General features: G+C 64.9%; 17 protein-coding genes. 13 read left to right on the top strand and 4 right to left on the bottom strand.

The features are described from left to right. Nucleotides 1-189: 189 nt before the first annotated feature. Nucleotides 190-1,164: a helix-turn-helix domain-containing protein gene (locus tag FIV34_RS13115; RefSeq protein ID WP_139983470.1), complete on the bottom strand. Its 975-nt coding sequence runs from the start codon at nucleotides 1,162-1,164 to the stop codon at nucleotides 190-192. A 232-nt stretch (nucleotides 1,165-1,396) separates the two neighbouring features. Continuing rightward, complete coding sequence (locus FIV34_RS13120) at nucleotides 1,397-2,788, bottom strand: Hsp70 family protein (protein WP_139983473.1); 1,392 nt, start codon at nucleotides 2,786-2,788, stop codon at nucleotides 1,397-1,399. A 124-nt stretch (nucleotides 2,789-2,912) separates the two neighbouring features. Here FIV34_RS13120 and FIV34_RS13125 point away from each other — a divergent pair, with 124 nt between their 5' ends. Further along, nucleotides 2,913-4,658, top strand: coding sequence for a M28 family metallopeptidase (locus FIV34_RS13125; protein ID WP_139983475.1), 1,746 nt, complete (start codon nucleotides 2,913-2,915; stop codon nucleotides 4,656-4,658). A 3-nt stretch (nucleotides 4,659-4,661) separates the two neighbouring features. Here the strand turns inward: FIV34_RS13125 and FIV34_RS13130 are convergent, their stop codons facing one another. Next, the gene (locus tag FIV34_RS13130; protein ID WP_139983477.1) at nucleotides 4,662-6,092 is read right to left on the bottom strand and encodes a porin; all 1,431 of its coding nucleotides are present in this window, start codon (nucleotides 6,090-6,092) and stop codon (nucleotides 4,662-4,664) included. 310 nt (nucleotides 6,093-6,402) lie between these two features. Here FIV34_RS13130 and FIV34_RS13135 point away from each other — a divergent pair, with 310 nt between their 5' ends. The 9 genes from FIV34_RS13135 to FIV34_RS21125 all read left to right on the top strand — a co-directional run bounded on the left by FIV34_RS13135 (nucleotide 6,403) and on the right by FIV34_RS21125 (nucleotide 17,492). Continuing rightward, nucleotides 6,403-8,670, top strand: a complete 2,268-nt coding sequence (locus tag FIV34_RS13135; RefSeq protein ID WP_139983480.1) for a TonB-dependent receptor — start codon at nucleotides 6,403-6,405, stop codon at nucleotides 8,668-8,670. A gap of 181 nt (nucleotides 8,671-8,851) precedes the next feature. Beyond that, complete coding sequence (locus FIV34_RS13140; RefSeq protein WP_139983482.1) at nucleotides 8,852-9,508, top strand: hypothetical protein; 657 nt, start codon at nucleotides 8,852-8,854, stop codon at nucleotides 9,506-9,508. A gap of 433 nt (nucleotides 9,509-9,941) precedes the next feature. Continuing rightward, nucleotides 9,942-10,136, top strand: a complete 195-nt coding sequence (locus FIV34_RS13145; RefSeq protein WP_139983484.1) for a hypothetical protein — start codon at nucleotides 9,942-9,944, stop codon at nucleotides 10,134-10,136. A 42-nt stretch (nucleotides 10,137-10,178) separates the two neighbouring features. Then, nucleotides 10,179-10,514, top strand: a complete 336-nt coding sequence (locus FIV34_RS13150) for a hypothetical protein (protein ID WP_139983486.1) — start codon at nucleotides 10,179-10,181, stop codon at nucleotides 10,512-10,514. 5 nt (nucleotides 10,515-10,519) lie between these two features. Continuing rightward, nucleotides 10,520-10,894: a GntR family transcriptional regulator gene (locus FIV34_RS13155; RefSeq protein WP_139983488.1), complete on the top strand. Its 375-nt coding sequence runs from the start codon at nucleotides 10,520-10,522 to the stop codon at nucleotides 10,892-10,894. Further along, nucleotides 10,891-11,748, top strand: coding sequence for an ABC transporter ATP-binding protein (locus FIV34_RS13160; protein ID WP_139983490.1), 858 nt, complete (start codon nucleotides 10,891-10,893; stop codon nucleotides 11,746-11,748). Before FIV34_RS13155 ends, FIV34_RS13160 begins: the two co-directional genes overlap by 4 nt. Continuing rightward, nucleotides 11,745-12,707 (top strand): hypothetical protein, encoded by a 963-nt coding sequence (locus tag FIV34_RS13165; RefSeq protein ID WP_139983492.1) that lies wholly within the window; start codon nucleotides 11,745-11,747, stop codon nucleotides 12,705-12,707. The genes FIV34_RS13160 and FIV34_RS13165 overlap by 4 nt, the downstream gene beginning before the upstream one ends. Before the next feature lie 64 nt (nucleotides 12,708-12,771). Then, entirely contained in the window at nucleotides 12,772-13,962 is a 1,191-nt protein-coding gene (locus FIV34_RS13170; protein WP_246058617.1) for a serine hydrolase domain-containing protein, read from the top strand. A gap of 107 nt (nucleotides 13,963-14,069) precedes the next feature. Beyond that, complete coding sequence (locus FIV34_RS21125; RefSeq protein WP_211352633.1) at nucleotides 14,070-17,492, top strand: patatin-like phospholipase family protein; 3,423 nt, start codon at nucleotides 14,070-14,072, stop codon at nucleotides 17,490-17,492. On the opposite strand, the gene FIV34_RS13185 is transcribed toward FIV34_RS21125, so the two are convergent. Continuing rightward, nucleotides 17,489-18,886 carry a class II fumarate hydratase gene (locus FIV34_RS13185; RefSeq protein WP_139983494.1) on the bottom strand — a complete coding sequence of 466 codons (1,398 nt, stop codon included), beginning with the start codon at nucleotides 18,884-18,886 and terminating at the stop codon, nucleotides 17,489-17,491. The genes FIV34_RS21125 and FIV34_RS13185 overlap by 4 nt on opposite strands. A 136-nt stretch (nucleotides 18,887-19,022) precedes the next feature. Here FIV34_RS13185 and purB point away from each other — a divergent pair, with 136 nt between their 5' ends. The 3 genes from purB to FIV34_RS13200 all read left to right on the top strand — a co-directional run bounded on the left by purB (nucleotide 19,023) and on the right by FIV34_RS13200 (nucleotide 22,568). Further along, on the top strand, nucleotides 19,023-20,390 hold the full coding sequence (gene purB / locus FIV34_RS13190) for an adenylosuccinate lyase (RefSeq protein WP_139983496.1): 1,368 nt from the start codon (nucleotides 19,023-19,025) through the stop codon (nucleotides 20,388-20,390). Between the two features lie 153 nt (nucleotides 20,391-20,543). Beyond that, nucleotides 20,544-20,987 carry a lysozyme inhibitor LprI family protein gene (locus FIV34_RS13195; RefSeq protein WP_139983498.1) on the top strand — a complete coding sequence of 148 codons (444 nt, stop codon included), beginning with the start codon at nucleotides 20,544-20,546 and terminating at the stop codon, nucleotides 20,985-20,987. A gap of 75 nt (nucleotides 20,988-21,062) precedes the next feature. Next, complete coding sequence (locus FIV34_RS13200; RefSeq protein WP_170207627.1) at nucleotides 21,063-22,568, top strand: peptidoglycan-binding domain-containing protein; 1,506 nt, start codon at nucleotides 21,063-21,065, stop codon at nucleotides 22,566-22,568. Nucleotides 22,569-22,654: the final 86 nt, after the last annotated feature.

The raw sequence follows: 22,654 nt of genomic DNA on the forward strand, positions 1-22,654 counted from the left end.
CCTAAAAGAAAAGCGCGCCGTTTGCACGGCGCGCAAAAACGAGGAAACCACTAGCTGTTTCACGGTACCACCCCCTGGCCCCTGACACGCACGCTGCGTGCCTGGGTCGATTAGAGGTGGACCGTCATGCCTTCACTGATCAAATGCGGCATCTTGCTAAGCCGAAACGGCAATTCGTGCCGTTTCGGATCACATGTCGTCCATTTCTTCGACGAGAAGGTCATCCGGCACGCTGCGGGTCAGGGTTTCGCGCGGCTGCTCCCCGAACACGCTGCGGTACTTTTCGGCAAAACGCGACAGGTCCCACATGCCGCAACTCAGTGCCACCGACTTCACCGAGCGACGGCCCGCTTCCGCGGTAACGAGGCTGCGATGGGCCGTGCACAGGCGAAGCATGGCCAGGTAGCGGTTGGGCGGGATCCCCAGCAGATCGTCGAACGCATAGCGCAGGCCGCGTTCGCTGGCGCCTGCCGCCTGGCAGAGCTCCTGCGAATAGATATCGCGACGCAGGTTGGCGCGCATGAAGCGCTCCGCCCGACGCATGACCTGGTAGTGCGCACGACGGCCACGCGAGGCCACCGGACGGTCTTCGGACGACGACGACAGCGCCATCCGGATGTGTTCGTCGAGCAGGTCTTCGATCGGTGCGAAGCCGTCGTCCTCACCGGCACGCACGCGGTCGCGGATCTGCCGCCACGCACGTTTGAGCGGTTCGGAGTTCACGGCAAACAGGCGTAGCCGCTGGGCGGCCATGTCCACATCCGCATGGTCGGACGCCATGAAACGCGATCGGAACCGCGCATACGGTGCCACCACGAGGGTGAACCGCGTACCGCGTTCGAACATGAAGTCGGTGGGCGTGCCACGCAGGAGCGTCACCGCCATTTCCGACTCGACACCGACGCCCTGGCACCAGCTGCGTTCACCGGCTTCGTGCATGTAGATGAGCATGCAGGAGTCATCAGGCACCGTGAGCGCACCGCGCACATCGAAGTCCAGATGCGCCGTGAGGTACGTCACCCCATCGTGCGTGCGGGACGCGAGCGCGGCGCGCGGTCGCGCGGGGCTCAGCGTCAGCAGATCGACCTCACAGATGCCGAGCGCGGCACCGAGCGTCACGAGGTCAAAGTCCTCTAGACCTTGTACGTCCATGGGGCGCGTCATGCCTGCCCCTCCTGCGATGTTGTGTTGATGTGAGTGGCACCCCTCATGCCACCGGCTCCGAAAGACCCATTCCACTGTCCCATACGCACCCCCGCGTTGATCCAGGCAGGCCCGACGCCTGCAAGCTACTCCGTGGACACCGCAACCACCCCGGAAAAAGAAGAGTGCCCGGCGATATAACTAACCGTGTATGCGAGGAAATGCCAGTGAATTGTGAATCTGCCGAATTCGCTTACGCGGCGCCAGAAACATTTGATGAATCTGGCAAAAGTGCCGCCTGAGCCAGGCCCGAGACCACGCCGAGGGACGGATCACCGTGGACCACCGGGATACCCGGGAAGCTGGCCGCCACGCGATCACGAACCTGCGGGGATCGGGAGGTGCCGCCCGTCAGGAAAATGCTGGCCGGTGCGTCGGCGATGTTCCCGCGCGCCTCGTCCAGCAAACGGGCCATGCGGTCGAGGAAATCCTCCGACGCCACCCGGAAATCGCTGCCCGCGGCATGGCTGGCCAGGCCAGGCTCGATGAAGTCCAGCACGGCGGCCGCCTGGTCAGCGCCGGAGAGCTCGATCTTCATGCGCTCGGCCTGCTGGTTCAGGCGCGTGGTGGCGCCGGTGCCCTGCAGGGCACGCAGGCGCGAGGCGAACGGCTCGTCCACCTGCCGGTAGTCCTGCTTACGGAACTCGCGCTGCTTGGGCAGGTTGTGCACGCTGGCCGCTTCCACGAAATGGTGCACGGGCACGCCGGAAATATCCTTGCCAAACAGCGGCATGAGGCTATGCAGACTCATGCCCACGTCGAGGTCGGTACCACCGCGCGGCAGGCCCCAGCTGCGGTGCATCACCGGCGTCTCGCCGGCGCCCAGTTCGGCGTAAGCGACGTCGGTAGTACCGCCGCCGATATCCACGATGAGCGCGCGCTGCCGCTCGGGCAGCGACAGGTGGTAGTGCATGGCGGCAGCCGCTGGCTCCTCGAGGAACGAGACGGCATCGAAACCGGCGATCCCGGCCGCCTCGCGCAGGATCCCCAGCGCCTGCTCGCCGCCGGCCGGGCCCATCGAGCTGCGGAACTCCACCGGGCGGCCAATCACGGCCTCGCGCACCGGCACGCCGAACTGGCGCGTGGCGACGAGGCGCACGTGCTCCAGGATGTGGGCGGCGATGCTGACGATGGTCTTGCGCACCCGCGGATCCAGCTTGTAGCCAAACATCGACTTGGGCGATTCGATGAGGTTGCCGGTGCCCTCTTCCAGATAGGCCTCCACGGCCGCCTCGCCGAACAGCGCGTCCTGGAAGCTCGCCACCGACGATGACGCGGCCTCGCGCATGCGCTCTTCCATCCACTGCCGGCGCACGACGCGGATGGCGTCACGTCGCACGTCGCGGTCGGAACGGGCCGTGCGGCCGGTGCGGCGCTCGTCCGACCGGGTCGCGCGAACGATCGTGTCGACCTGCGCCTCCAGCACCGGGGTGAGCACGAAGTCGTCGAAGTCCGGCACCACCTCGGGGAAGAACACCGCCGTGCGGAACTGGCGCTCCTCGCCGAAGCGCACCAGTTGCAGCTCGCCGTCCACCACGGCCGCGGCGGCGGAGTAGCTGGTACCGAAGTCGATGCCGATGCGCATGGAAGGGGGGCCTTTTTCGTTCAGGGGAACCGCCCATTATGACCGGCCCGGGTATCAGGCGACAGCGGGACGGATGCGGCTACACTCGGGCTTCGTGCCACTGACGCCCCGGGAACCCCGACCCATGCGCCGAATCGCCCTCGCCTGCCTGTCCGCCCTGGCCCTGGCTGCCTGCCACTCCCACGACGAAGACAAGGCCGCGCCCGCCGCCGCCTCGACGGCACCCGCCCGGCCTTCCACCGCCCCGCCCCCGCCGCTGCCGGCCGTGGCCAACGAAAAACACGACTTCACCCCGGATATCACGGCGGGTGATTTCGCGGCACACCTGCGGGTCATCTCGTCGGACGAATACGACGGCCGCAAGCCGGGCACCCTGGGCGAGCGCCTGACCACGAATTACATCATCGAGCAGTTCAAGCGGATGGGCCTGTCGCCCGGCAACAAGGGCGACTGGGTGCAGACCGTGCCCGCCGTGTCGACCGAACTGACTGGCCAGGACAGCCTGAAGCTCGATGTCAGCGAAGGCGGCGGCACCGAAGCCTTCGCGTTTGGCACGGATATGGTCGTCGGCACGCTGCAGGCGAAATCCGACGTGGAGCTGAAGGATTCGGACATCGTCTTCGCCGGATACGGGGTGAACGCCCCGGAAGCCCAATGGAACGACTTCGACGGCCTCGACGTGAAGGGCAAGACCCTCGTGGTGCTGGTCAACGACCCGGGCTGGAACGGCAACGACCCGACCCTGTTCAAGGGCCGCGAGATGACCTACTACGGCCGCTGGACCTACAAGTACGAAGAGGCCGCCCGCCAGGGCGCCGCGGCCGTGTTTATCGTCCACCAGACCGAACCGGCGGCTTACGGCTGGAACGTGGTGCGCAGTGGCTGGACCACGCCGCGCCTGGACCTGCCCGAGAGCGAAGACCCGGCACCGCGCCTGCCCGTCGCCGGCTGGCTGTCGCATGAAGCCGCGCAGCGCCTGTTCGCCAAGGCCGGCAAGAACTTCGACGATCTGGCCAAACAGGCCGACGTGCGCGGCTTCAAGGCCGTACCGCTGGATGCGAAAGCCAACATCCAGCTGCACAGCAACATCACCCATTCGCTGAGCAACAACGTCATCGGCATGGTGAAGGGAAGCGAGAAGCCCGACGAAGCGGTGGTGTACACCGCACACTGGGACCACCTCGGCCACGACCCGGCCCTGAAGGGCCACCAGATCTACAACGGTGCCGTCGATAACGGTACGGGCATCGCCGCGCTGCTGGAAATCGCCGGCAAGTTCGCCCAGGAGAAGCCGAAGCGCACCGTGGTGTTCGCCGCCGTGACGATGGAAGAATCCGGCCTGCTCGGCTCGAAGTACTACGTGGCGCACCCGCCCTTCCCGCTCAACAAGACCGTCGCCGACATCAACATGGATGCGCTGCCGATCATCGGGCCCACGAAGGACATGGAAGTGACCGGCATGGGCCAGGGCACGCTGGAAGACACCCTGGCCGAGGTACTGAAGGCCGACGGCCGCGTGATCAGCGGCGATGCCTCGCCGGAGAAGGGCCACTATTTCCGCTCGGATCACTTCAACTTCGCCAAGGCCGGCGTGCCGGCGCTCGCGGCCGGTGGCGGCATCGACATGGTCACGGGTGGCAAGGCGGCCGGCCAGGCCGCGGCCGACGACTACACGAAGAACCGCTACCACCAGCCCACCGACGTCTACGACATGCGCTGGGATTTCACCGGCGTGATGCAGAACGTGCAGGCGTACTACCAGGTAGGCGACAAGCTCGCCAACAGCGACGAGTGGCCCACCTGGAAAGACGGCAGCGAGTTCAAGGCCATCCGTGAAAAATCCCTCGCCGCCGGCAACAAGAAGAAATGACCCTTAATAGTTGACTTGCAGCTGGACGCGGACCAGCTTGCCGTCGATGCGCTTGTACGGCGCCGCACTGACATCCGTGCGACGCATGTTCGCGAACGCCACCGCCAGTTCCACGGCGCTGTTCGGCTGCCACTCGACGCCCGCCTCCAGCTCGTCCACTTCCATCTTCGGCGCATTGGTGTCGAACTTGGACGCACCGCGGTAGGTCTGCCATTTCGCGTACGGCATCATCGAGCCGTAGCCACCGTCGAATTTGTACATCAGCTGCGCATAGCCACCACGCAAGGCCTTCGTGCGGATGATGCGCCGTGCCACGTCCAGCTCCGGCCCCTTGCCCACCGTCCACTCCGCCTGGAAGCCGAACGGCTGCGGAAAGTACACCACGTGCGCGGCGATACGGCGATCCGTGGAGCCCTCTTCCGGCGCATCCACGCGTGGCGTAAAGGTCGCGCCGTTGATCGTGGCCGAGCCGGTCGTGACCACGTAGCGGCCGGTGTAGGCATCGGCGCCCACTTCCAGGTACTGCCCGTTGGCGAACTTGAAGGGATACGAGAAGTGCACCACGGTGTGCAGCTGGTCGTTGCGGTCCGGGCGATTCGCGCCCTGCCCGTTGTACACGCCGATACCCAACATGCCGTAGTCGCCCGAGCCCTTCAGGCCCGACTTCTGCAGGTAGCTGAAGCGCTCCTTCGCCACGGAAGGCGACCAGTAGGCGAAGACACCGAGGTCGCGTTCGTCGCGCACGCCGGAGTTCAGTGCGTCGGCACGGTCCAGGGCCACGCGGTTCTGGCTGGACTGCAGGTCTTCCCAGCCGTAGGGGATCTTCGACTGGCCCGCGCGGATGCGCCAGGTCTTTTCCTTGTCCAGCCACAGGTCCGCATAGGCGTCGCGCAGCTGGGCGAAGTTGGTGGTGCTGGACCCACTGGGCGTGCTGGCGAGGTCCGGCTGGATGTAGATCGACATCCGGTCGGAGACATCGCCGCTGATCACCACGCGGGCGCGGCGGATGCCGAAACCCTGGTCGCGGCCGATGAAGCGGTCACCCGGCGACTTCAGGTCTTTCGCGCCGTCATCCAGGCCCTGGTTGTAGCGCATCTGCACGTAGCCACGGATGGCGAGCTTCTCGTACCAGGCCTTGGCGGACGACGAGGATGATGGCTTGGTGCTGGCGACGGTGGCCGCCGGGGGCGCGACGGAGCCCGCCGCGACCGCCGTGGGCGCTGCCACACCGGCCACGGGCGCCGTCTGGCTGGCCGCCGCCTCGTCCGAGGCCTGTACGAACTTGCCGAGCCGCTGCCGGCCCGGGCCCGGCTCCGCAAAGATCTGCCGGGTGGCCGTATCAACGTAGAGCTCGATCGCGGCCTGGGGCGCGCCCTCCGCGGCCGCGGTGCCGCACATGGTCCAGAAGGCGGCGGCCAGGGGAAGTCGTTTCATGGGGAGGCTGCTCCGAATGGCTTGAGAAAATACTCAAACGTCGGCGATACCGACGCTATCTGTCGGCATCGTGTGATTTCGCCGATTGGGGCGGCACGTTAGCCAGCCCTCGTTTCACTTCCGTGACAGGCCCAGGCCCCGAAAGATTCCGAGGGTGTTACGCGCAAGTAACCCTTCCGTCATGAGGGCGTCACGGGGATAATTTGCGAAGCTCGGGCCTCGCCAGGGGATTTGGCACCGTACGTCGGTTCGTACGTTGGTGAGGCTCGGTTTCCATCCCAGTACCCCCACCCAGGCGGAAATCATCACCATGTCCATCGCACGCACGCGCCGCATGCCGCGTCGTCTCGCCATTGCCCTGAGCATCACCACCGTCCTCGCGGCCGGTTCGGTGTTCGCCCAGGACAGCGCGCCGACCCCGCAGCCCGCCAGCAAGGCCAAGACGGCCACGCTCGAAACCGTCACCGTGACCGCTGAAAAGCGCACGGAAGACCTGCAGAAGGTGCCGATCTCGATGACGGTGCTCACGAGCGAAAAGCTCGAAGCCTTTGGCCAGGCGGGCGACGGCGTGCTCCAGCTCGCTTCGCGCGCACCCAGCGTCTACGCAGAAACCTCGTACGGCCGTGAGTTCCCGCGCTTCTACATCCGCGGCCTCGGCAACAGCGATTTCGACCTCAACGCATCACAGCCGGTGTCGATGGTTTACGACGACATCGTCCAGGAAAACCCGATCCTAAAGGGCTTCCCGCTGTTCGACCTCGAGCAGGTGGAAGTGCTGCGCGGCCCGCAGGGCACCCTGTTCGGCCGTAACTCGCCCGCGGGCGTGATCAAGTTCGAATCGCGCAAGCCCACCCAGGAAACCGAAGGCTACGCGCGCGTCTCCTATGGCTCGTACGGCACCGCCAATGCGGAAGCCGCGATCGGCGGCAAGCTGGCCAGCAACTGGTCGGGCCGCGTGTCCGCCCTCGCCCAGCACCGCGACGGCTGGATCGACAATGACTACAAGGGCAAGAAGGACGACCTGGGCGGTTACAACGACCGCGCCGTGCGCCTGCAGGCCCTGTACAAGGCCACCGACGGCTTCGATGCCCTGATCAACGTGCACGCCCGCTGGCTCGACGGCAGCGCCATGGTCAACCGCGCGGATTCGATCACCCTGGGCGGCAACCAGTTCGTGCCGGGCTTCGACCGCAATTCGGTCTCGCAGGATGGCAACAACAAGCAGCACCTGTTCACCTGGGGCAGCAACCTGCACCTGAACTGGCACTTCGGCGACCTCAACTTCACGTCCATCACGGGCCTGGAGCGCGCCACCACGTACAGCCTGGGCGATGTCGACGGCGGCTACGATGCCTCCGAGACGCCGGCCAAGCCGAGCTACACCGATCGCACCACGCCGTTCTACTCGGAGACCGCCGACGCGCTGCCGAAGGATCGCCAGATCACCCAGGAATTCCGCCTGTCGAACGACACGGCCGAACGCCTGAAGTGGCAGGTGGGCACGTACTACTTCGACGAAGACATCGCGATCACGAACTTCTCGTACGACACGCTCAACAACCACGTGCTCAACGGCTGGGTGGACCAGAGCCAGCGCACGAAGGCGTACGCGCTGTTCGGTTCGGCCGACTACAACGTCACCGATACCTTCGACGTCCGCGCCGCCGCGCGCTGGTCGCACGACAAGCGTGACTTCAAGGCGGAGCGCTTCCTCGGCTTCACCGGCCCGGTGGGCCCACTCACCTCGAACCCGACGGACTCCCGCTGGAGCGGCGACCTGACCGGCACCTGGCAGCTCAGCAACAACTCTAACGTCTACGGTCGCATCGCCAACGGCTTCCGCGCCCCCAGCGTGCAGGGCCGCATCAACTTCGCCAACAGCATCTCCACGGCGAAGCCGGAGACGATCACCTCGTATGAAATCGGCTACAAGTCGACCTCGGACGACAACAAGCTGCGTTTCAACGCGGATGTGTACAAGTACAACATGCACAACCAGCAGCTGACGGCCGTGGGCGGCGCGACCAACGTCACCCAGCTGATCAATGCGAAGAAGACGGAAGGCTACGGCGCCGAGTTCGACCTCGAGGCGTACCTCACCCCGAACTTCTACATGACCGCCGGTGGCAGCTATAACCACACCGAGCTGAAGGACAGCGACCTGGCCGTGGCCCCCTGCGGCGGTGGCTGCACGGTGATCGACCCGCTGAACGCGGGCGGCAATGCGCTGATCAACGGCAACCCGCTGCCGAACGCACCGAAGTGGATCGGCACCTGGACGGCACGCTACGGCATCCCGTACGGCGAAAGCGGCGAGTTCTTCGTCTATACGGACTGGAACTACCGCAGCGAAGTGAACTTCTTCCTGTACGACTCGGAAGAGTTCAAGAGCAAGCCGTTCCTGGAAGGCGGCATGCGCGTTGGCTACAACTGGGACTTCGGCAAGCGTGAGGTGGCCCTGTACGGCCGCAACATCACGAACAAGAAGGTGATCACCGGCGGCATCGATTTCAACAACCGCACCGCGTTCGTGAACGACCCGCGCGTGATCGGTGTTGAGTTCCGCGCCGAGCTGTAAGGCTTAGTAGTTGCTACATGAAAAAGGCCGCGAGCAATCGCGGCCTTTTTTTGTCCGGAAGATTGAGAAGAATGTGATGTGGATCAGAATGCGCCGGCAACGTGTAGGCCCGCCCTGACAGACATGAGACTCTGTCACCGGTAACGTTCGCGCCCCCATGTCGGGACACGGAGGATTATTGGTGAGCAAAGTTTTCAAAAGCGCCCTCGCGGCTTTATCGCTGGTTGTTGCCACTGAAGGCATGGCCAAGGGACACCTGTCCGCGTCACTTGAGCGCGCAGGCAAAGGCTCGGAGACGGCTTTGCTTCTGACTGTATCGAACGATGGCGACGCGCCAATCGCGATGCTAAAAGAGCAGGTCCCGACCGTACTTATCAACGGAAGGAACTTACCGAGCAATCTGTTTGATGTCCGCGATGCTGATTCGATTTCTGAGCGCGCGGTGAGCTACACGGGCTTCCTGATCCACCAGAAGACATTTCAGGAGGATGCGTTCACCGTGCTTGCGCCAGGTGAACGCATCCAAGTCAACTACGACCCTGCGAACGACTATCAACTTGAGGCATCCCACAGGTATCGCGTCAAGTACGTCGCTTCCGGGGCGGTGCATCCTACGGACAACCTTGGCAGGGCAAAACGATCGGCTTTGCCGATTGGCGACCAGGAGCTCGTCGAGAGCAATTCGGTCGAGCTCATGACATCGGCCAGCTTCGCACTTCCCCGCTCATTCCAGGCGCGCCTCCCATCAAGGCCAGGCTTCGATGATGAAGCGGGCAAGAAAGGCCGCGACTTATCGCGGCCTTTTTTTTATGCCGCGAATTTCACACACCCCTACTAACGTGTGTCGCGCGCGACCGCGCTCCTGAAGATAACGAACGTCGACCGATTGGCTTTTGTCGCACGCTAGCGGGACGTGTGGACTCGGTGGCGGGCAGGCCCTTGGGGCCGACATAAGCGGAGGGCCGCCTGGCGCTTCGCGTTTCGCGACGAAGGCGCCTACGGCCCGGTCCGGAGGTCCGCGTCTGGCGGCCCCAAGGGCCTGCCCGCCACCGACCCCGGCACCCCACCAGCCCTGAAGCACCCAACTGCAACCTTTTCACAGATGCCTGCATCCGATGTGGTGCCCGGCTCGCTACCGCACTAGCGCACCCCTGAGCCCGGCATAGGCCATAAGTCATATAGAAATCCACGAGATTCTTCTTGACGACTCAAAATCTGGTGTTATAGTTCACTACAACACCGGTCACCCAGACCACTACTGGAGAGAGCACATGAAAACTGCCACCAACAACCTGAACCTCGCTGCCCTGGCCGCCTCCTTCGCGATCGCCGCCGCCGCCCTCGGTGTCTTCCACACCGCCTCGTACGAAGTCGCACCGCTGGCTGAGATCAACGGCACGCACGTCACCAACCTCGCCCCGATCGTCGTCTACGCCGACGCCGACCAGAGCCTGGCCTCCCTGTAACCCTGGAACTACGCAGCACGTCATCGGAGTTGGAGTCTTCCCATGAAAGCGCCGAACCTTATCGCACTGACCGCCTCAATCCTGATCGCCGGCACCAGCGTGTTCGCCCTGCGCTCCTTCGATGACCGCGCTGCGCAGATGGTCGCCGCACCGCACTTCGTCAACGGCATCCGTGTCGTCGACCTGCCGGCCCTCGAAGTGCGGCCCACCGACGCGGATGTCCGCGCGGCCGCCCTGCTGGGCAACGCCACCCTTGAATCTGCAGCTGATGCGCTGCGTCGTAGCGCGGAAGACCGCGCCGCCGCCCTCATCAGTGCACAGCTCGCCATGCCTTACTATTCGTTTGGCAATGCATTGAGCCACACGGCCAAGGAATGAATTACATGTCCATCACCTGGAACGACAGCGTCCCGATTTACCGCCAGCTCCGCGAACGCGTGGTGGCGATGATCCTGGATGGCGCCTTGAGCGAAGGCGATCCGCTGCCGTCGGTTCGCCAGGTCGCGGGGGATTTTCAGATCAACCCGCTGACCGTATCCAAGGCGTACCAGGAGCTGGTCGACGAACAACTGGTTGAGAAACGGAGGGGTCTTGGCATGTTCGTGATCGATGGAGCGCGCGAAGCGCTGCTCAAAAGTGAAAGGGAGCGCTTCTTGCGCGAGGAATGGCCGGCGCTGTTTGCCCGCCTGCAGCGCATGGGCCTCGATCTCAAAACCCTGATGCGTGAAGCCCCTGGCTCCACAGAGGACCTGTCATGACCGCGGTCGTCACTGCCAACGGCCTGACCAAGCGCTTCAAGAACCAGGTAGCGCTGGACGGCGCCACCTTCCAGATCGAATCCGGCCGCATCGTGGGCCTGATCGGCCCCAACGGGGCGGGCAAGACCACGGCGCTTAAGGCGATCCTGGGCCTGACCACCTTCGACGGCCACCTCAGCGTGCTGGGCATGGATCCGCGCAAGGAGCGCGACAAGCTGATGGAACAGGTGTGCTTCATCGCCGATGTGGCGGTGCTGCCGCGCTGGCTGAAGGTGCGCGAGGCGGTGGATTTCGTCGCCCACACCCACCCCCGCTTCGATCGGGCGAAGTGCGAGGCCTTCCTGGCCCGCACCAAGCTGCAGCCGGGGCAGAAGGTGAAGCAGCTGTCCAAGGGCATGATCGTGCAGCTGCACCTGGCGCTGGTGATGTCGATCGACGCGAAGCTGCTGGTGCTGGACGAACCGACGCTGGGCCTGGACATCCTCTACCGCAAGCAGTTCTACCAGTCCCTGCTGGAAGACTATTTCGATGAGGAGAAGACCATCATCGTCACGACCCACCAGGTCGAGGAGATCGAACACATCCTCACCGACCTGATGTTCATCCGCGACGGCAAGATCGTGCTGGATACGGACATGGATAGCCTGGGCGAGCGCTTCTCCGAAGTGCTGGTCAATGCCGAACTCGCCGCGGCCGCCCGCCAGCTGAATCCGCTGGATGAGCGCCAGGTGTTTGGCAAGAGCATTTTCCTCTTCGACAACGTCAGCCGCCCGCAGCTGGAAAGCCTCGGTGAGGTGCGGCGCCCGTCGATCGGCGACCTCTTCGTCGCCACCATGAAGGGTACCTACGCATGAAAAGCTTCTACTGGCTGGTGAAGCGCGAATTCTGGGAACACAAGGGCGGCTTCTTCACCGCGCCCATCGTGGCCGGCATCGTCGCGCTGGTGCTCAACATCATGATGATCGTGGCCGCCGAAGTGATGGGCCGCCGCTGGGCGGGTACGGATACCCACTTCCACAGCAACTTTGACCGGGCCTTCGACAACTCCAACCTGGTGCAGGCCGGTGCGGTCCTGGACATGACGCTCTACGGCGTCACCTTCCTGATCCTCGGCGTGATGGCCATCGTGGTGTTCTTCTACTGCCTTGGCTCGCTGTACGACGACCGCCGCGACCGCAGCATCCTGTTCTGGAAGTCGCTGCCGCTGTCCGACAGCAACACGGTGTTGTCCAAGGCCGTGAGCGCGGTGTTCGTTGCCCCGGCCATCGCCGTCATCACCGGTGTCATCGCTGGCCTGCTGCTGATGATCGTCCTGGCCATCGTCGCCACGTTCCACGGCATCCCGGCATGGCGCCTGCTGATCGAAGCCCACCCGTTCCGCGTCGTGTTCACCCTGCTGCTCCTGCTGCCGCTGTATGCGATCTGGGCGCTGCCCACCCTGGGCTGGCTGATGCTCTGCTCCGCCTGGGCTCGCAGCAAGCCTATCCTCTGGGCACTGGCCATCCCCGTCGGCGCCGGCATCATCGTCAGCTGGTTCGGCCTGATGGGCTTCTTCAACCGCGGTAGCGGCTGGTTCTGGACCAACGTGGTCGGCCGCATGCTCGGCAGCCTGATCCCGGGTGGCTGGGTGGGCCAGAACAACGAGCTGATCGTACTGCCGCACCATGACGACCCGGCCGCGCTGCTGCAGAGCCTGGACCTGGCGTACCACTACAGCGCCCTGGCCAATCCGTCGACCTGGGTAGGTGCAGTGGCGGGTATCGCGATGATCGCCGGTGCCATCTGGTTCCGCCGCTGGCGCGACGATTCCTGATCAAATCCACGACTCGAGCCAACGCGACGGCCTCTTCGGAGGCCGTCGCTTCAAGGAGGGTGTGATGCTGCGTCCGATGCTCCTTGCCGCAACGATGATCACCGCATTTCCCGCCCTGGCCGCCGATGACCCGGTGCCAGGCCTCATGAAAGCCGCTGACGTACCAGGCCTTGCCATCGCGGTGATCCGCAACGGCAAGGTCACCTCGGTAAAGGCATACGGTTACCGCGATACCGAAAAGAAGCTGCCGCTGACCACCGACACGGTGATGTACGCGGCCTCGCTGACCAAGGCGGCCTTTGCCTACGCGGTGATGGGCCTGGTGGACGACAAGCGGCTCGCCCTCGATGCAAGTATCGCGAACGACCTGCCGAAGCCGCTTCCCGAGTATCCGAAGTACAGCGACCTGGCCGGCGACGAGCGCTGGAAAAAACTGACCCCCGCCCTGCTGTTGAGCCATCGCTCCGGCTTCCCCAACTTCCGCTTCTGGCCGCCCGGCAAGGATTACGACGCCGACGCGAAGCTGGCCTTCTACCAGGAACCGGGCGCGACCTATGGCTACTCCGGCGAAGGCATCAACCTGCTGCAGTTCGTGATCGAGAACGGCAAGGGCGTCGACGTGGACACCCTGATGCAGCAGCGCCTGTTCAAGCCCTTCGGCATGACCCGCACCGGCATGACCTGGCGCGACGACTTTGCCGACAACAACACCGTCGGTTACGGCCCGGACGGCAAGGCCATCCCGCACAAGCGTCGCGAGACCGCGCGCGCCGCGGGCTCCATGGACACGACGATCCACGACTACGCCAACCTGCTGGCGGCCATGGTGCGCGGCGAGGGCCTCTCAAGGACGGCGTACGCCACGTGGCTCAAGCCCGTGGTGCGCATCCGCTCGGTGCAGCAGTTCCCGACCATGGGAACGCCGGACAGCACCGACAACGATTCGATTTCGCTGGGCTACGCCATGGGCGTGGGGACGTTCAATTCACCGCGCGGCCCAGCGTTCTTCAAGGGAGGCCACGATGACGGTACCAACAACGTCTTCGTGTGCCTGGAAAAGTCCCGGGACTGCGTATTGATCATGAGCAACTCATCGCATGCGGAATCGATCTTCCCTGCGCTGATCGCCAACACGCTGGGGAAGACCTGTTTCCCGTGGTATTGGGAGGGGTACGTGCCGTATGACCAGCCCGGGATGAAGAACCAGCCCGTCGTGCCGAACGCGCATCCGGCCTGCCCGCGAGGCGACGGCTAGACCGTTTGGCCAATTGCGGGCGGCTCCCCCGCCCCGTACAACCGAGCCTTCGTGGCGGGATGCCGCGAATCGGGGGAATCCGATGATCATCGGCGGGGAGATCCACCATGACCGGTACAGCAGGGGATGCCGCGCGGCCCACGGTTGCGCCGCACGAGCGTGATGCGCTGGGCGAGCGACGCCGCAAGGCGGGGCTGGCGGAAGGCGATCCCGCCACGGGACTGGCCTTTTCGGGCGGCGGGATCCGCAGTGCCACCTTCTGCCTTGGCGTGCTGCGCGCACTGGCCAGGCACCGGCTGCTTCGTCGCTTCGACTACCTTTCCACCGTCTCGGGCGGAGGCTATACCGGATCCGCGTTTGGCCGCCTGTTCCATGCGGGAGACGACGGCGGCGCCGATGCCGTGGAAGAAGGCCTCGCCCGCGACGACACGTCTTTCCTGTGGTGGCTGCGCAACAACGGCCGCTTCCTCGCACCGGCAGGCGCGAGCGATCTGTTCCAGACCTGGAGCACGCAGCTGCGCGGCTTCATCGCCACCCAGGTGGAGGTGGCGGTGCTCGCGATCGTGCTGGCCTGCCTGATTACCCTGCCCCATCTCGCGTACACCGCGCTGCCCGAGGACGGCTGGTCGCTACCGGTCGTCGTCAGCCTGTGGTGGTGGCTGTTGCCGCTTCCCGCCGCCATGGCCGCCATCGCCTGCTATGGGTACTGGTTCCTCGGGCGCGTGACGATCGGCGGATTCGTTACCGCCGTCGCCGCGGGCTTCGCCTGCGTGGCGCTGGCCGTGCGCGCGTCACTTGCGCAGGATCCGATCGAGCGCGCCTTGTGGACCACCTGCGCGATCTTTTTTGGCCCCTCGCCGCTGGCCTGGATCGCTGCGCGGATCAGCTCGGCCGTGCGCAGCGAAGGCGCCAACCGGGTGCGTTACGCCTACGGCTTCACGCGCTGCCTCGGCCTGGTCGGGTTGGTAGCCCTGCTCGGTGCCGTGGACATGCTCAGCTGGTATGTCCGCTCGCGGCTGGGCAGCCTGCATGCCGGCGTTGGCCTGTTCACCGGCGCGGGCGTCGCCACCGTGCTCCTCGCCGTCGTCCGTGCCGTGATGCCGCTGGCGGCCAGTGGCAGCAAGGGCGGGACGACGCTTTCCGCGGGAACCATCGCGCAGATCTTCGGGCTGATCACGCTCGCCCTCGTCGTGCTGTTCTGGACCACGATCTTCCAGTTCCTTGTGTTTCCGCCCGACCAGGGCGGCACGGGCATCTTCCAGCATGCGTGGGTGCGCTGGATCGCCGCGGCGCTGGTGGTGATCATCTACCTGCTGATGAATGGCCGGTCATTGAGCCAGCTGAACCAGTCGTCCCTGCATCTGTTCTACCGCTCGCGGCTGGCCCGTACGTATGTCGCCGTGGGCAACGCACCGGTCCCCGGCAACACGGCGCAGACGCGCTTTCCAGCACCACTGCTGACGCCGACGACACGTGACACCACGCAGAACATCGTCAAGGTGACCGAGCTGCTGCCGGGTGACGATGTCGCGCTTACCGACTACGCACCGCACCTTTTTGGCGGCCCGATCCATCTGGTGAACTGCTGCATCAACCAGACCGTCGACGACCGCACGGGCACGTACAACGCGGACCGCAAGGGCGTGAGCCTGTCGGTGAGCGCGTTGGGCGTGGAGACCGGTACGCACGGGCCGGACACCGCGATCCTGCCGGCGCTGGCACGCACGACGCTGGCCGAATGGGTGGCCATTTCCGGCGCCGCGGTGGGCTCGGGCATGGGCTCGCTGACGCAATCGGGCACGGCGGCCCTGCTCTTCCTCAGCGGGCTTCGTCTGGGTTACTGGCAGCGCAACCTCGCCAGCGAACCGCCGCCGAAACGCGGCATCGTGGCGAAATACCAGGCCCTGCTGCGCGAGATGCTCGCGCGCTTCCCTGGCCTGCGGGATGCGGACTGGTACCTGAGCGACGGCGGCCACTTCGATAACACCGGCGTGTATGCGCTGCTGAAGCGCGAACTGAAGCTGATCGTGCTCGTGGATTGCGGAGCCGACCCGGATTACCGCTTTGCCGATGTGGAAAACCTCGTGCGCAAGGCGCGCATCGATTACGACGCGTATATCGCCTTCGTCGATCCCCTGCAGCTAGCCACCGTGGCGGGGACGACGGCATCGCTGTTCGGCACGCCCGACACGATGACGTCGGACCCTGGCCCGGCGCACCTGTTGCTCGCACGCATTGCTTACGCCAGCGGTGCGCAAGGCACCCTGCTGGTGGTGAAGCCGCGGCTGCCTGAAGGCCTTCCGCTGGATGTCGCCGGCTACGCCGACCGCGAACCGACCTTCCCGCAGCAAAGCACCTCGCAGCAGTTCTTCAACGAATCGCAGTGGGAAAGCTACTGCCAGCTGGGCGTGTGCCTGGGCAGTTCGGTGACGGCCGACATGCTGGATAACGCCCCCACCTGGGCGTGGGAGAGCGGGGTCGTCGGCACACAGGCCACCGCGCTGACGCCCGCGACGGCGCCGCCCAGTCGCTTCCGGCAGATGGCGACGACCGTGGGCACCTCGATCGGCCTGGGCGCGATTTTCACCGCGGCTATCGCGGGCTGGCAGAGCATCGATGCCGCGCGCAAACAGGATGCCGCGTTGCAGGCGGCCACCCTGCAGAAGACCCAGGACATCACGGCGAAGGCGATCAGCATCGGTGGCGGCTTGCAGCCCGGCACCGAATTCGACGAAAGCCTGCGCGGAAAGATTGCCGACCTGCTGCGCGACCTCGCCGCGGTGCAGATGCCCGACCGCTTGCGCGAGCGTATCGCGGGACTCGTCGAGCCACTCTCCACCGTGTGTGAATCGACGACCGATGCGCAGCAGCAGGCGACCTGCGAGTACTACGCCAACGTGTTGTCGTCGCGTACCAGCGTGCCACCCTCGGCGTGGGACACCGCCATGCGTGATTACGACCGCTGGCGAGACCCGAAGCAAGCCGTCGACGAGAGCCTCGCCTCCACGGGCGCCGAGGCACCCGCTGCCGCGCCACCACCGATGGCCGCACCACCGCCCATGGCCGAACCGCCACCGCCTCCGCCTCCGCCGCCTGCACCGGTGGTCGTAGCCATGGCACCGCCGATGCCGCCGCCGGCCCTAGCCTCGACACAGGAACTCCAGGCACAGGTGACCAATGCCTGCGGCCAGCCCAGCCAGCCATACACGCTCTACACGCAGGTCTACGACGAGGCGAGCCGCACGATGGCCCGCGATGTATTGGCGCGGGTGCAGGCGATGGGGCTGGTGGTACCGGGCATCGAGAACGTCAGCACGACGGCGTCGCGCAGCGGCACGCGCGCGCCGTTCGAGTGGCGTGCGCCGACGGTGCTGTATGCGTCCAGCGGGGCGTCGTGTGCGAACGCGCTGGTGGCATGGGCTAACGCGACGTTGCCTCAGCTGGCCACCGTCAAGGCGCGCGCCGTGGCCCTGCCGCCGGGGGCGGGCAAGGCCACGGTGCTGGAGCTCTGGTTGCCGCGGCGGCGTTAACCGCCGCCGCCACCGCCGCCATGGATCCCGCCCTTGGTCAGCGCGGCGGGGTCCAGCAGTTTGGCGAGCTCGGCCTTCGACAGGCCGGTGGTTTCCAGCGCGACTTCCATGATCGGGCGCTTTTCCTTGTAAGCCTGCTTGGCCGTGGCGGCACCCTTCTCGTAGCCGATCACCGGATTGAGCGCGGTGACCAGGATCGGATTCTTGTCCAGCGCCTCACGCACGTGCTCCTCATTCACCTTGAATCCGGCGATGGCCTTGTCGGCGAGCAGCACGGTGACGTTGGCGAGGATCTCGATCGACTGCAGCAGGTTGTAGGCGATGACCGGCAGCATCACGTTGAGCTGGAAGTTGCCCGACTGGCCGGCGATGGTGATGGTGGCATCGTTGCCGATCACCTGCGCGGCGACCATGGCCGCCGCTTCCGGGATCACCGGATTGACCTTGCCCGGCATGATCGACGAGCCCGGCTGCAAGGCGGGCAGCTCGATTTCACCGAGGCCGGCGAGCGGGCCGGAATTCATCCAGCGCAGGTCGTTGGCGATCTTCATCACGGCCACCGCGAGCGTGCGCAGCTGGCCGGAGAGTTCCACCGGCGCGTCCTGCGCGGCCATCCCCGAGAAGTAGTTGTCCGAGGATTCGAACTTCACGCCGGTGAGCTTGCCCAGCTCCACGGCCACGGCCGGGCCGAACTTCGGATCGGCATTGATGCCGGTGCCCACGGCACTGCCACCCTGCGGCAGGCGACGGGTGCGCTTGAGCGTATCGCCCAGGCGCTCTTCGGCATCGCGGATCTGCGCCGACCAGCCGGAGAGTTCCTGGCCGAAGGTGATGGGCATGGCATCCATCAGATGGGTGCGGCCGGTCTTCACCACCTTCTTCAGTTCCTTCGCGCGGCCATCGATGGTCTTGCGCAGGTGCTTCAGGGCCGGGAGGAGCTTTTCGGTCGTGGCCAGGGTGGCGCTGACCAGGATGGCGGTGGGGATCACGTCGTTCGAGCTCTGCCCGGCATTGACGTGGTCGTTGGGATGGACCTTGGCGCCGGCGGCCTCGGCGAGGTGGGCGATTACCTCGTTGGCATTCATGTTGGAGCTGGTGCCCGAACCGGTCTGGAAGACATCGATCGGGAAGTGCTCGTCCACCTCGCCGGCGGCCACCTTGTCGGCGGCGGCGCGGATGGCCTTGGCGGTGGCCTTGTCGAGCTGGCCGAGCTTGACGTTGGCTTCGGCCGCGGCGGCCTTCACCAGGCCCAGGGCGCGAATGAACTCGCGCGGCATGGCCAGGCCGGAGACGGGGAAGTTATCCACGGCCCGCTGGGTCTGGGCCCCGTAGAGGGCTTTGGCGGGCACCTTCAGTTCGCCCATGCTGTCGCGTTCGGTACGAAAACGGGTCATTGCGGGGGATCCAGGTTGTAGGGGACCTGCGCACGATAAGCCCATCGCCCCCCGCCCGTCAGCCCCGCGGGGCGAGGGCCGGTGCGGCCGGGTATAATCGGCGGCTGCCCCGTTTCTCGCTTCCAGGACCCCCCGCATGTCCCACGCCACGCTGACCGCCCTTTCGCCGCTGGATGGCCGCTACGCCTCCAAATCGGGCCCCCTGCGCCCCATCTTCAGCGAGTTCGGCCTCATGCACCGCCGCGTGCACGTGGAGATCCACTGGCTGCTGGCCCTGGCCCGCCATCCGGGCATCGTGGAACTGCCGGCCTTCCCGGCCGACGCCGTGGCCCGCCTGGAAACGATCGCCAACGACTTCTCCGTGGACGACGGCGAGCGCATCAAGGCGATTGAAGCGACGACCAACCACGACGTGAAGGCCGTGGAGTACTTCATCAAGGAAAAGATCGGCAACGATCCCGCGCTGGCCCAGGCCAAGGAATTCGTGCATTTCGCCTGCACCAGCGAGGACATCAACAACCTCGCCTACTCGCTGATGCTGCGCGACGCGCGCGAAGCCGTGCTGCTGCCTGCCATCGACCAGGTGATCGGTTCGCTGCGCAGCATGGCCCATGATTACGCCGGCCTGTCGCTGCTCGCCCGCACGCACGGCCAGACCGCCTCGCCCACCACCATGGGCAAGGAACTGGCCAACGTGGTCGCGCGCCTGGAGCGCCAGCGCAAGCAGCTGGTGGCCATCGAAGTGCCGGGCAAGATCAACGGCGCGGTGGGCAACTACAACGCCCACGTCATCTCGTATCCGGACGTGGAATGGCCGGCACTGGCCTCGGGTTTCGTCGAAGGCCTCGGCCTCACGTTCAACCCGTACACCACGCAGATCGAACCGCACGACGGCATTGCCGAGTTCGCCGACGTGCTGCGCCGGATCAACATCATCCTGATCGACCTGGCCCGTGACATCTGGGGCTACATCTCGCTGGGCTACTTCCGCCAGGCCCTGAAGGCCGGCGAAGTCGGTTCGTCGACGATGCCGCACAAGGTCAACCCGATTGACTTCGAGAATGCCGAAGGCAACTTCGGCCTCGCCAACGCGCTGCTCGGCCACTTCGCCGAGAAGCTGCCGATCAGCCGCTGGCAGCGCGACCTCACCGACTCCACCGTGCTGCGTGCCCTCGGCACCGCGTTCGGCCATTCGCTCGTCGCCCTGGAGTCGCTGCTCAAGGGCCTGGGCAAGCTCAACGTCAACGCCGAGCGCATCGCGGCCGACCTCGACAACAGCTGGGAGGTGCTGGCCGAAGCCGTGCAGACCGTCATGCGCCGTTACGGCCTGCCGGAACCGTACGAGCAGCTCAAGGCCCTCACCCGCGGCCAGGGCATCACCAAGGATTCGATGCGCGTCTTCATCGACGGCCTCGACCTGCCCGCCGATGCGAAGAAGGCCCTCGCCGAACTGACCCCGGCCAGCTACATCGGCCTGGCTGATAAGCTGGCCAAGGCGATCTAAGCACAATCGCCCCTGTCCCAAACAACAAAGCCCGGCCACGCCGGGCTTTTTGTTAGTGATTTTCAGAATTCGTCCATAGACCCGCGCACACGCATCGGGTAGCGTCTTTAGCTGGCCGCGAAAGCGCCATCGGTTAAACAAAGGGAGTGAAGGATGAGGGCAAAGATGTCATGGGTGGCCGCAGCGCTTCTGCTCAGCACCTCGACCATCGTGCAGGCACAGGAGAGCAGGACGACGCAGGCCATGCGGCACGGAGCACCCAAGGGCCTGACCGAAACGTTCTTCTCATGCATCAATGCAGCGGGTCTGGATCAGGCACGAATGAGCGGATGTATCGCGACCGAGCGGCGGGGGCAAGACGTGCGCCTGAACAAGGCATACGCGGTGCTGATGAGCACCCTAGATCCCCGATCCAAAGAAGCCGTGCGGCTTGCTGAACGTGCCTGGCTCGATTTCAACACCAAGACCGTTGCCGCCGAAACCGCCATCGGCGGTGCCAACGAAGTCACTAATATCGATGTCTCACAGGCGGAGCTTTTTCGCTACTGCGAGCGAGCGAACGTGCTGGAAGATTACGTTTCATCTATCGGCAAATAGGCTTTCGCTTAACTTCAAGGAGGAATAAAAATGTCTGGTCCAAATACGCGGGACCCTGAGGCGCTCGCTGGCGCTATGTTTTTTATCGTTGGACGTGGCACAGAGGGCGGTGCGGCGTCGTATCGGCTGAGCGTCGCCGGCGTAACGGATAAAACGTGGGGAGACGCCTCGCACGTCGCTGACAACAGCGGCTATTCCATCGGCACCATTCAGGTCGATCTGGGACAGCGAGGGACCTGGCCGCTTGGCTCGATCGACGGTACGCCAAGTTCAACGCAGGCCACCTACGTCGACTCCATCATCGACCAATCATCTGCCTACTCGAGCGCGCACGGCCTGCCTTTCCCAACCGATAAGGCGGCGCTTCGCTCTGACTTGCTGACTCACGGAAACGGGGAGCGTGGGCGTTCGACGATCTCGTTCATCGACGCTGGAACACGGACATTCATAAACGACTGGGCGGCGTCTGAAACCGGCAAGAAATGGGTTCACACAAACGTCGACTATCCCCAAGTCAAGAATGCTACCGAAACGGCGACACGTATGGTCGACAGTGTCGGAAAGAACATCTCGGACGACCACAGGCTCGAGACGATCGCCATCCTGACAAAAACAGCGAACCAATATCCAACACAGCTCAATCAATTCAAGAACGTGATGGCGAACGGAGGGACGTTTGAGGACGTGATGGATACCGCACTGGACATCAAATCACGTCATCGCTCCTACGCCGGACCGGAAGCCGCCGATGTCGCAGCTCAGTACAAGTCTGCATTCGCGAACCCTGAGGTGGCAACGGCGCTCGAAAGGGCGCAGACCAAGGTCGCCAGCAGTAATTTCGACCCATCCACGCAAACATCCGACCCCGACATACGCGCGGCTCTTGCAGCGATTGGGCAGACTGGGAGAGCCCACAATGTCCAAGGGACGCCCAGCTTGCGCGCAGGCATGTCCGGTGACGCAATTCGCGGCCTGCAGACTCACCTTAATGAACTCGGAGCGGCGGATACCCATGGCCGAGCGTTGACGCCAGACGGTCATTTCGGTCCCGCCACGCGCAACGCAGTCGAGAATTTCCAGCGATCTCATGCGATGACGGTCGACGGTGTCGCCGGGCCTGAAACGCAGGCTGCTGTCTTGCATGAGGTTGAGCGTCTACGCGACGCCTCGCGCATGAGCCTCAGCGACAGCCGCCATCCGGGCGTCTCTCTCTACGAGCAGGCGCTAGGCGGCGTTCGGGGAATTGATCAGCAGCGTGGCCGGTCCACCGACCAGGCTAGCTGCAATCTGGCCGGGTCTCTCGCTGTCGCGGCCTGCTCCCACGGAATGCATCGCATCGATCATGTTGTCATGAGCGACGACGGCGCGCGTGCGTACGCGGTACAGGGCGACCTGAATTCGCCCTTCAAGGTGCACGCCAACGTAGACGTTGCCCAATCCGTCAACACTCCCCTTGAGCAAAGTGGCGCCGCTTTCGTGCAGGCGGCTCAGCAGCAGGCGGACCGAACCGCTGTCCAGCAACAGCAAACGCAGGCCCAGACGCAGGAAGCTCCGGTGCATCAGCCGGCTATGCACCGTTAGGCCGGCGAGAACCAGGAGTCGGGGGCCGTGGGTCAGCGCTATGTGGCATCGAGTGCCACGCGGCTCCCCCGGCTCCTATTACAATC

It is taken from the genome of Luteibacter pinisoli (assembly GCF_006385595.1).
GTDB lineage: Bacteria > Pseudomonadota > Gammaproteobacteria > Xanthomonadales > Rhodanobacteraceae > Luteibacter > Luteibacter pinisoli.

Excerpts from the sequence above, each read along its gene's own strand:
- FIV34_RS13115 (WP_139983470.1), bottom strand. The coding sequence starts at position 1,164 with ATGACGCGCCCCATGGACGTACAAGGTCTAGAGGACTTTGACCTCGTG.
- FIV34_RS13120 (WP_139983473.1), bottom strand. The coding sequence starts at position 2,788 with ATGCGCATCGGCATCGACTTCGGTACCAGCTACTCCGCCGCCGCGGCC.
- FIV34_RS13125 (WP_139983475.1), top strand. The coding sequence starts at position 2,913 with ATGCGCCGAATCGCCCTCGCCTGCCTGTCCGCCCTGGCCCTGGCTGCC.
- FIV34_RS13130 (WP_139983477.1), bottom strand. The coding sequence starts at position 6,092 with ATGAAACGACTTCCCCTGGCCGCCGCCTTCTGGACCATGTGCGGCACC.
- FIV34_RS13135 (WP_139983480.1), top strand. The coding sequence starts at position 6,403 with ATGTCCATCGCACGCACGCGCCGCATGCCGCGTCGTCTCGCCATTGCC.
- FIV34_RS13145 (WP_139983484.1), top strand. The coding sequence starts at position 9,942 with ATGAAAACTGCCACCAACAACCTGAACCTCGCTGCCCTGGCCGCCTCC.
- FIV34_RS13150 (WP_139983486.1), top strand. The coding sequence starts at position 10,179 with ATGAAAGCGCCGAACCTTATCGCACTGACCGCCTCAATCCTGATCGCC.
- FIV34_RS13155 (WP_139983488.1), top strand. The coding sequence starts at position 10,520 with ATGTCCATCACCTGGAACGACAGCGTCCCGATTTACCGCCAGCTCCGC.
- FIV34_RS13160 (WP_139983490.1), top strand. The coding sequence starts at position 10,891 with ATGACCGCGGTCGTCACTGCCAACGGCCTGACCAAGCGCTTCAAGAAC.
- FIV34_RS13165 (WP_139983492.1), top strand. The coding sequence starts at position 11,745 with ATGAAAAGCTTCTACTGGCTGGTGAAGCGCGAATTCTGGGAACACAAG.
- FIV34_RS13170 (WP_246058617.1), top strand. The coding sequence starts at position 12,772 with ATGCTGCGTCCGATGCTCCTTGCCGCAACGATGATCACCGCATTTCCC.
- FIV34_RS21125 (WP_211352633.1), top strand. The coding sequence starts at position 14,070 with ATGACCGGTACAGCAGGGGATGCCGCGCGGCCCACGGTTGCGCCGCAC.
- FIV34_RS13185 (WP_139983494.1), bottom strand. The coding sequence starts at position 18,886 with ATGACCCGTTTTCGTACCGAACGCGACAGCATGGGCGAACTGAAGGTG.
- purB (WP_139983496.1), top strand. The coding sequence starts at position 19,023 with ATGTCCCACGCCACGCTGACCGCCCTTTCGCCGCTGGATGGCCGCTAC.
- FIV34_RS13195 (WP_139983498.1), top strand. The coding sequence starts at position 20,544 with ATGAGGGCAAAGATGTCATGGGTGGCCGCAGCGCTTCTGCTCAGCACC.
- FIV34_RS13200 (WP_170207627.1), top strand. The coding sequence starts at position 21,063 with ATGTTTTTTATCGTTGGACGTGGCACAGAGGGCGGTGCGGCGTCGTAT.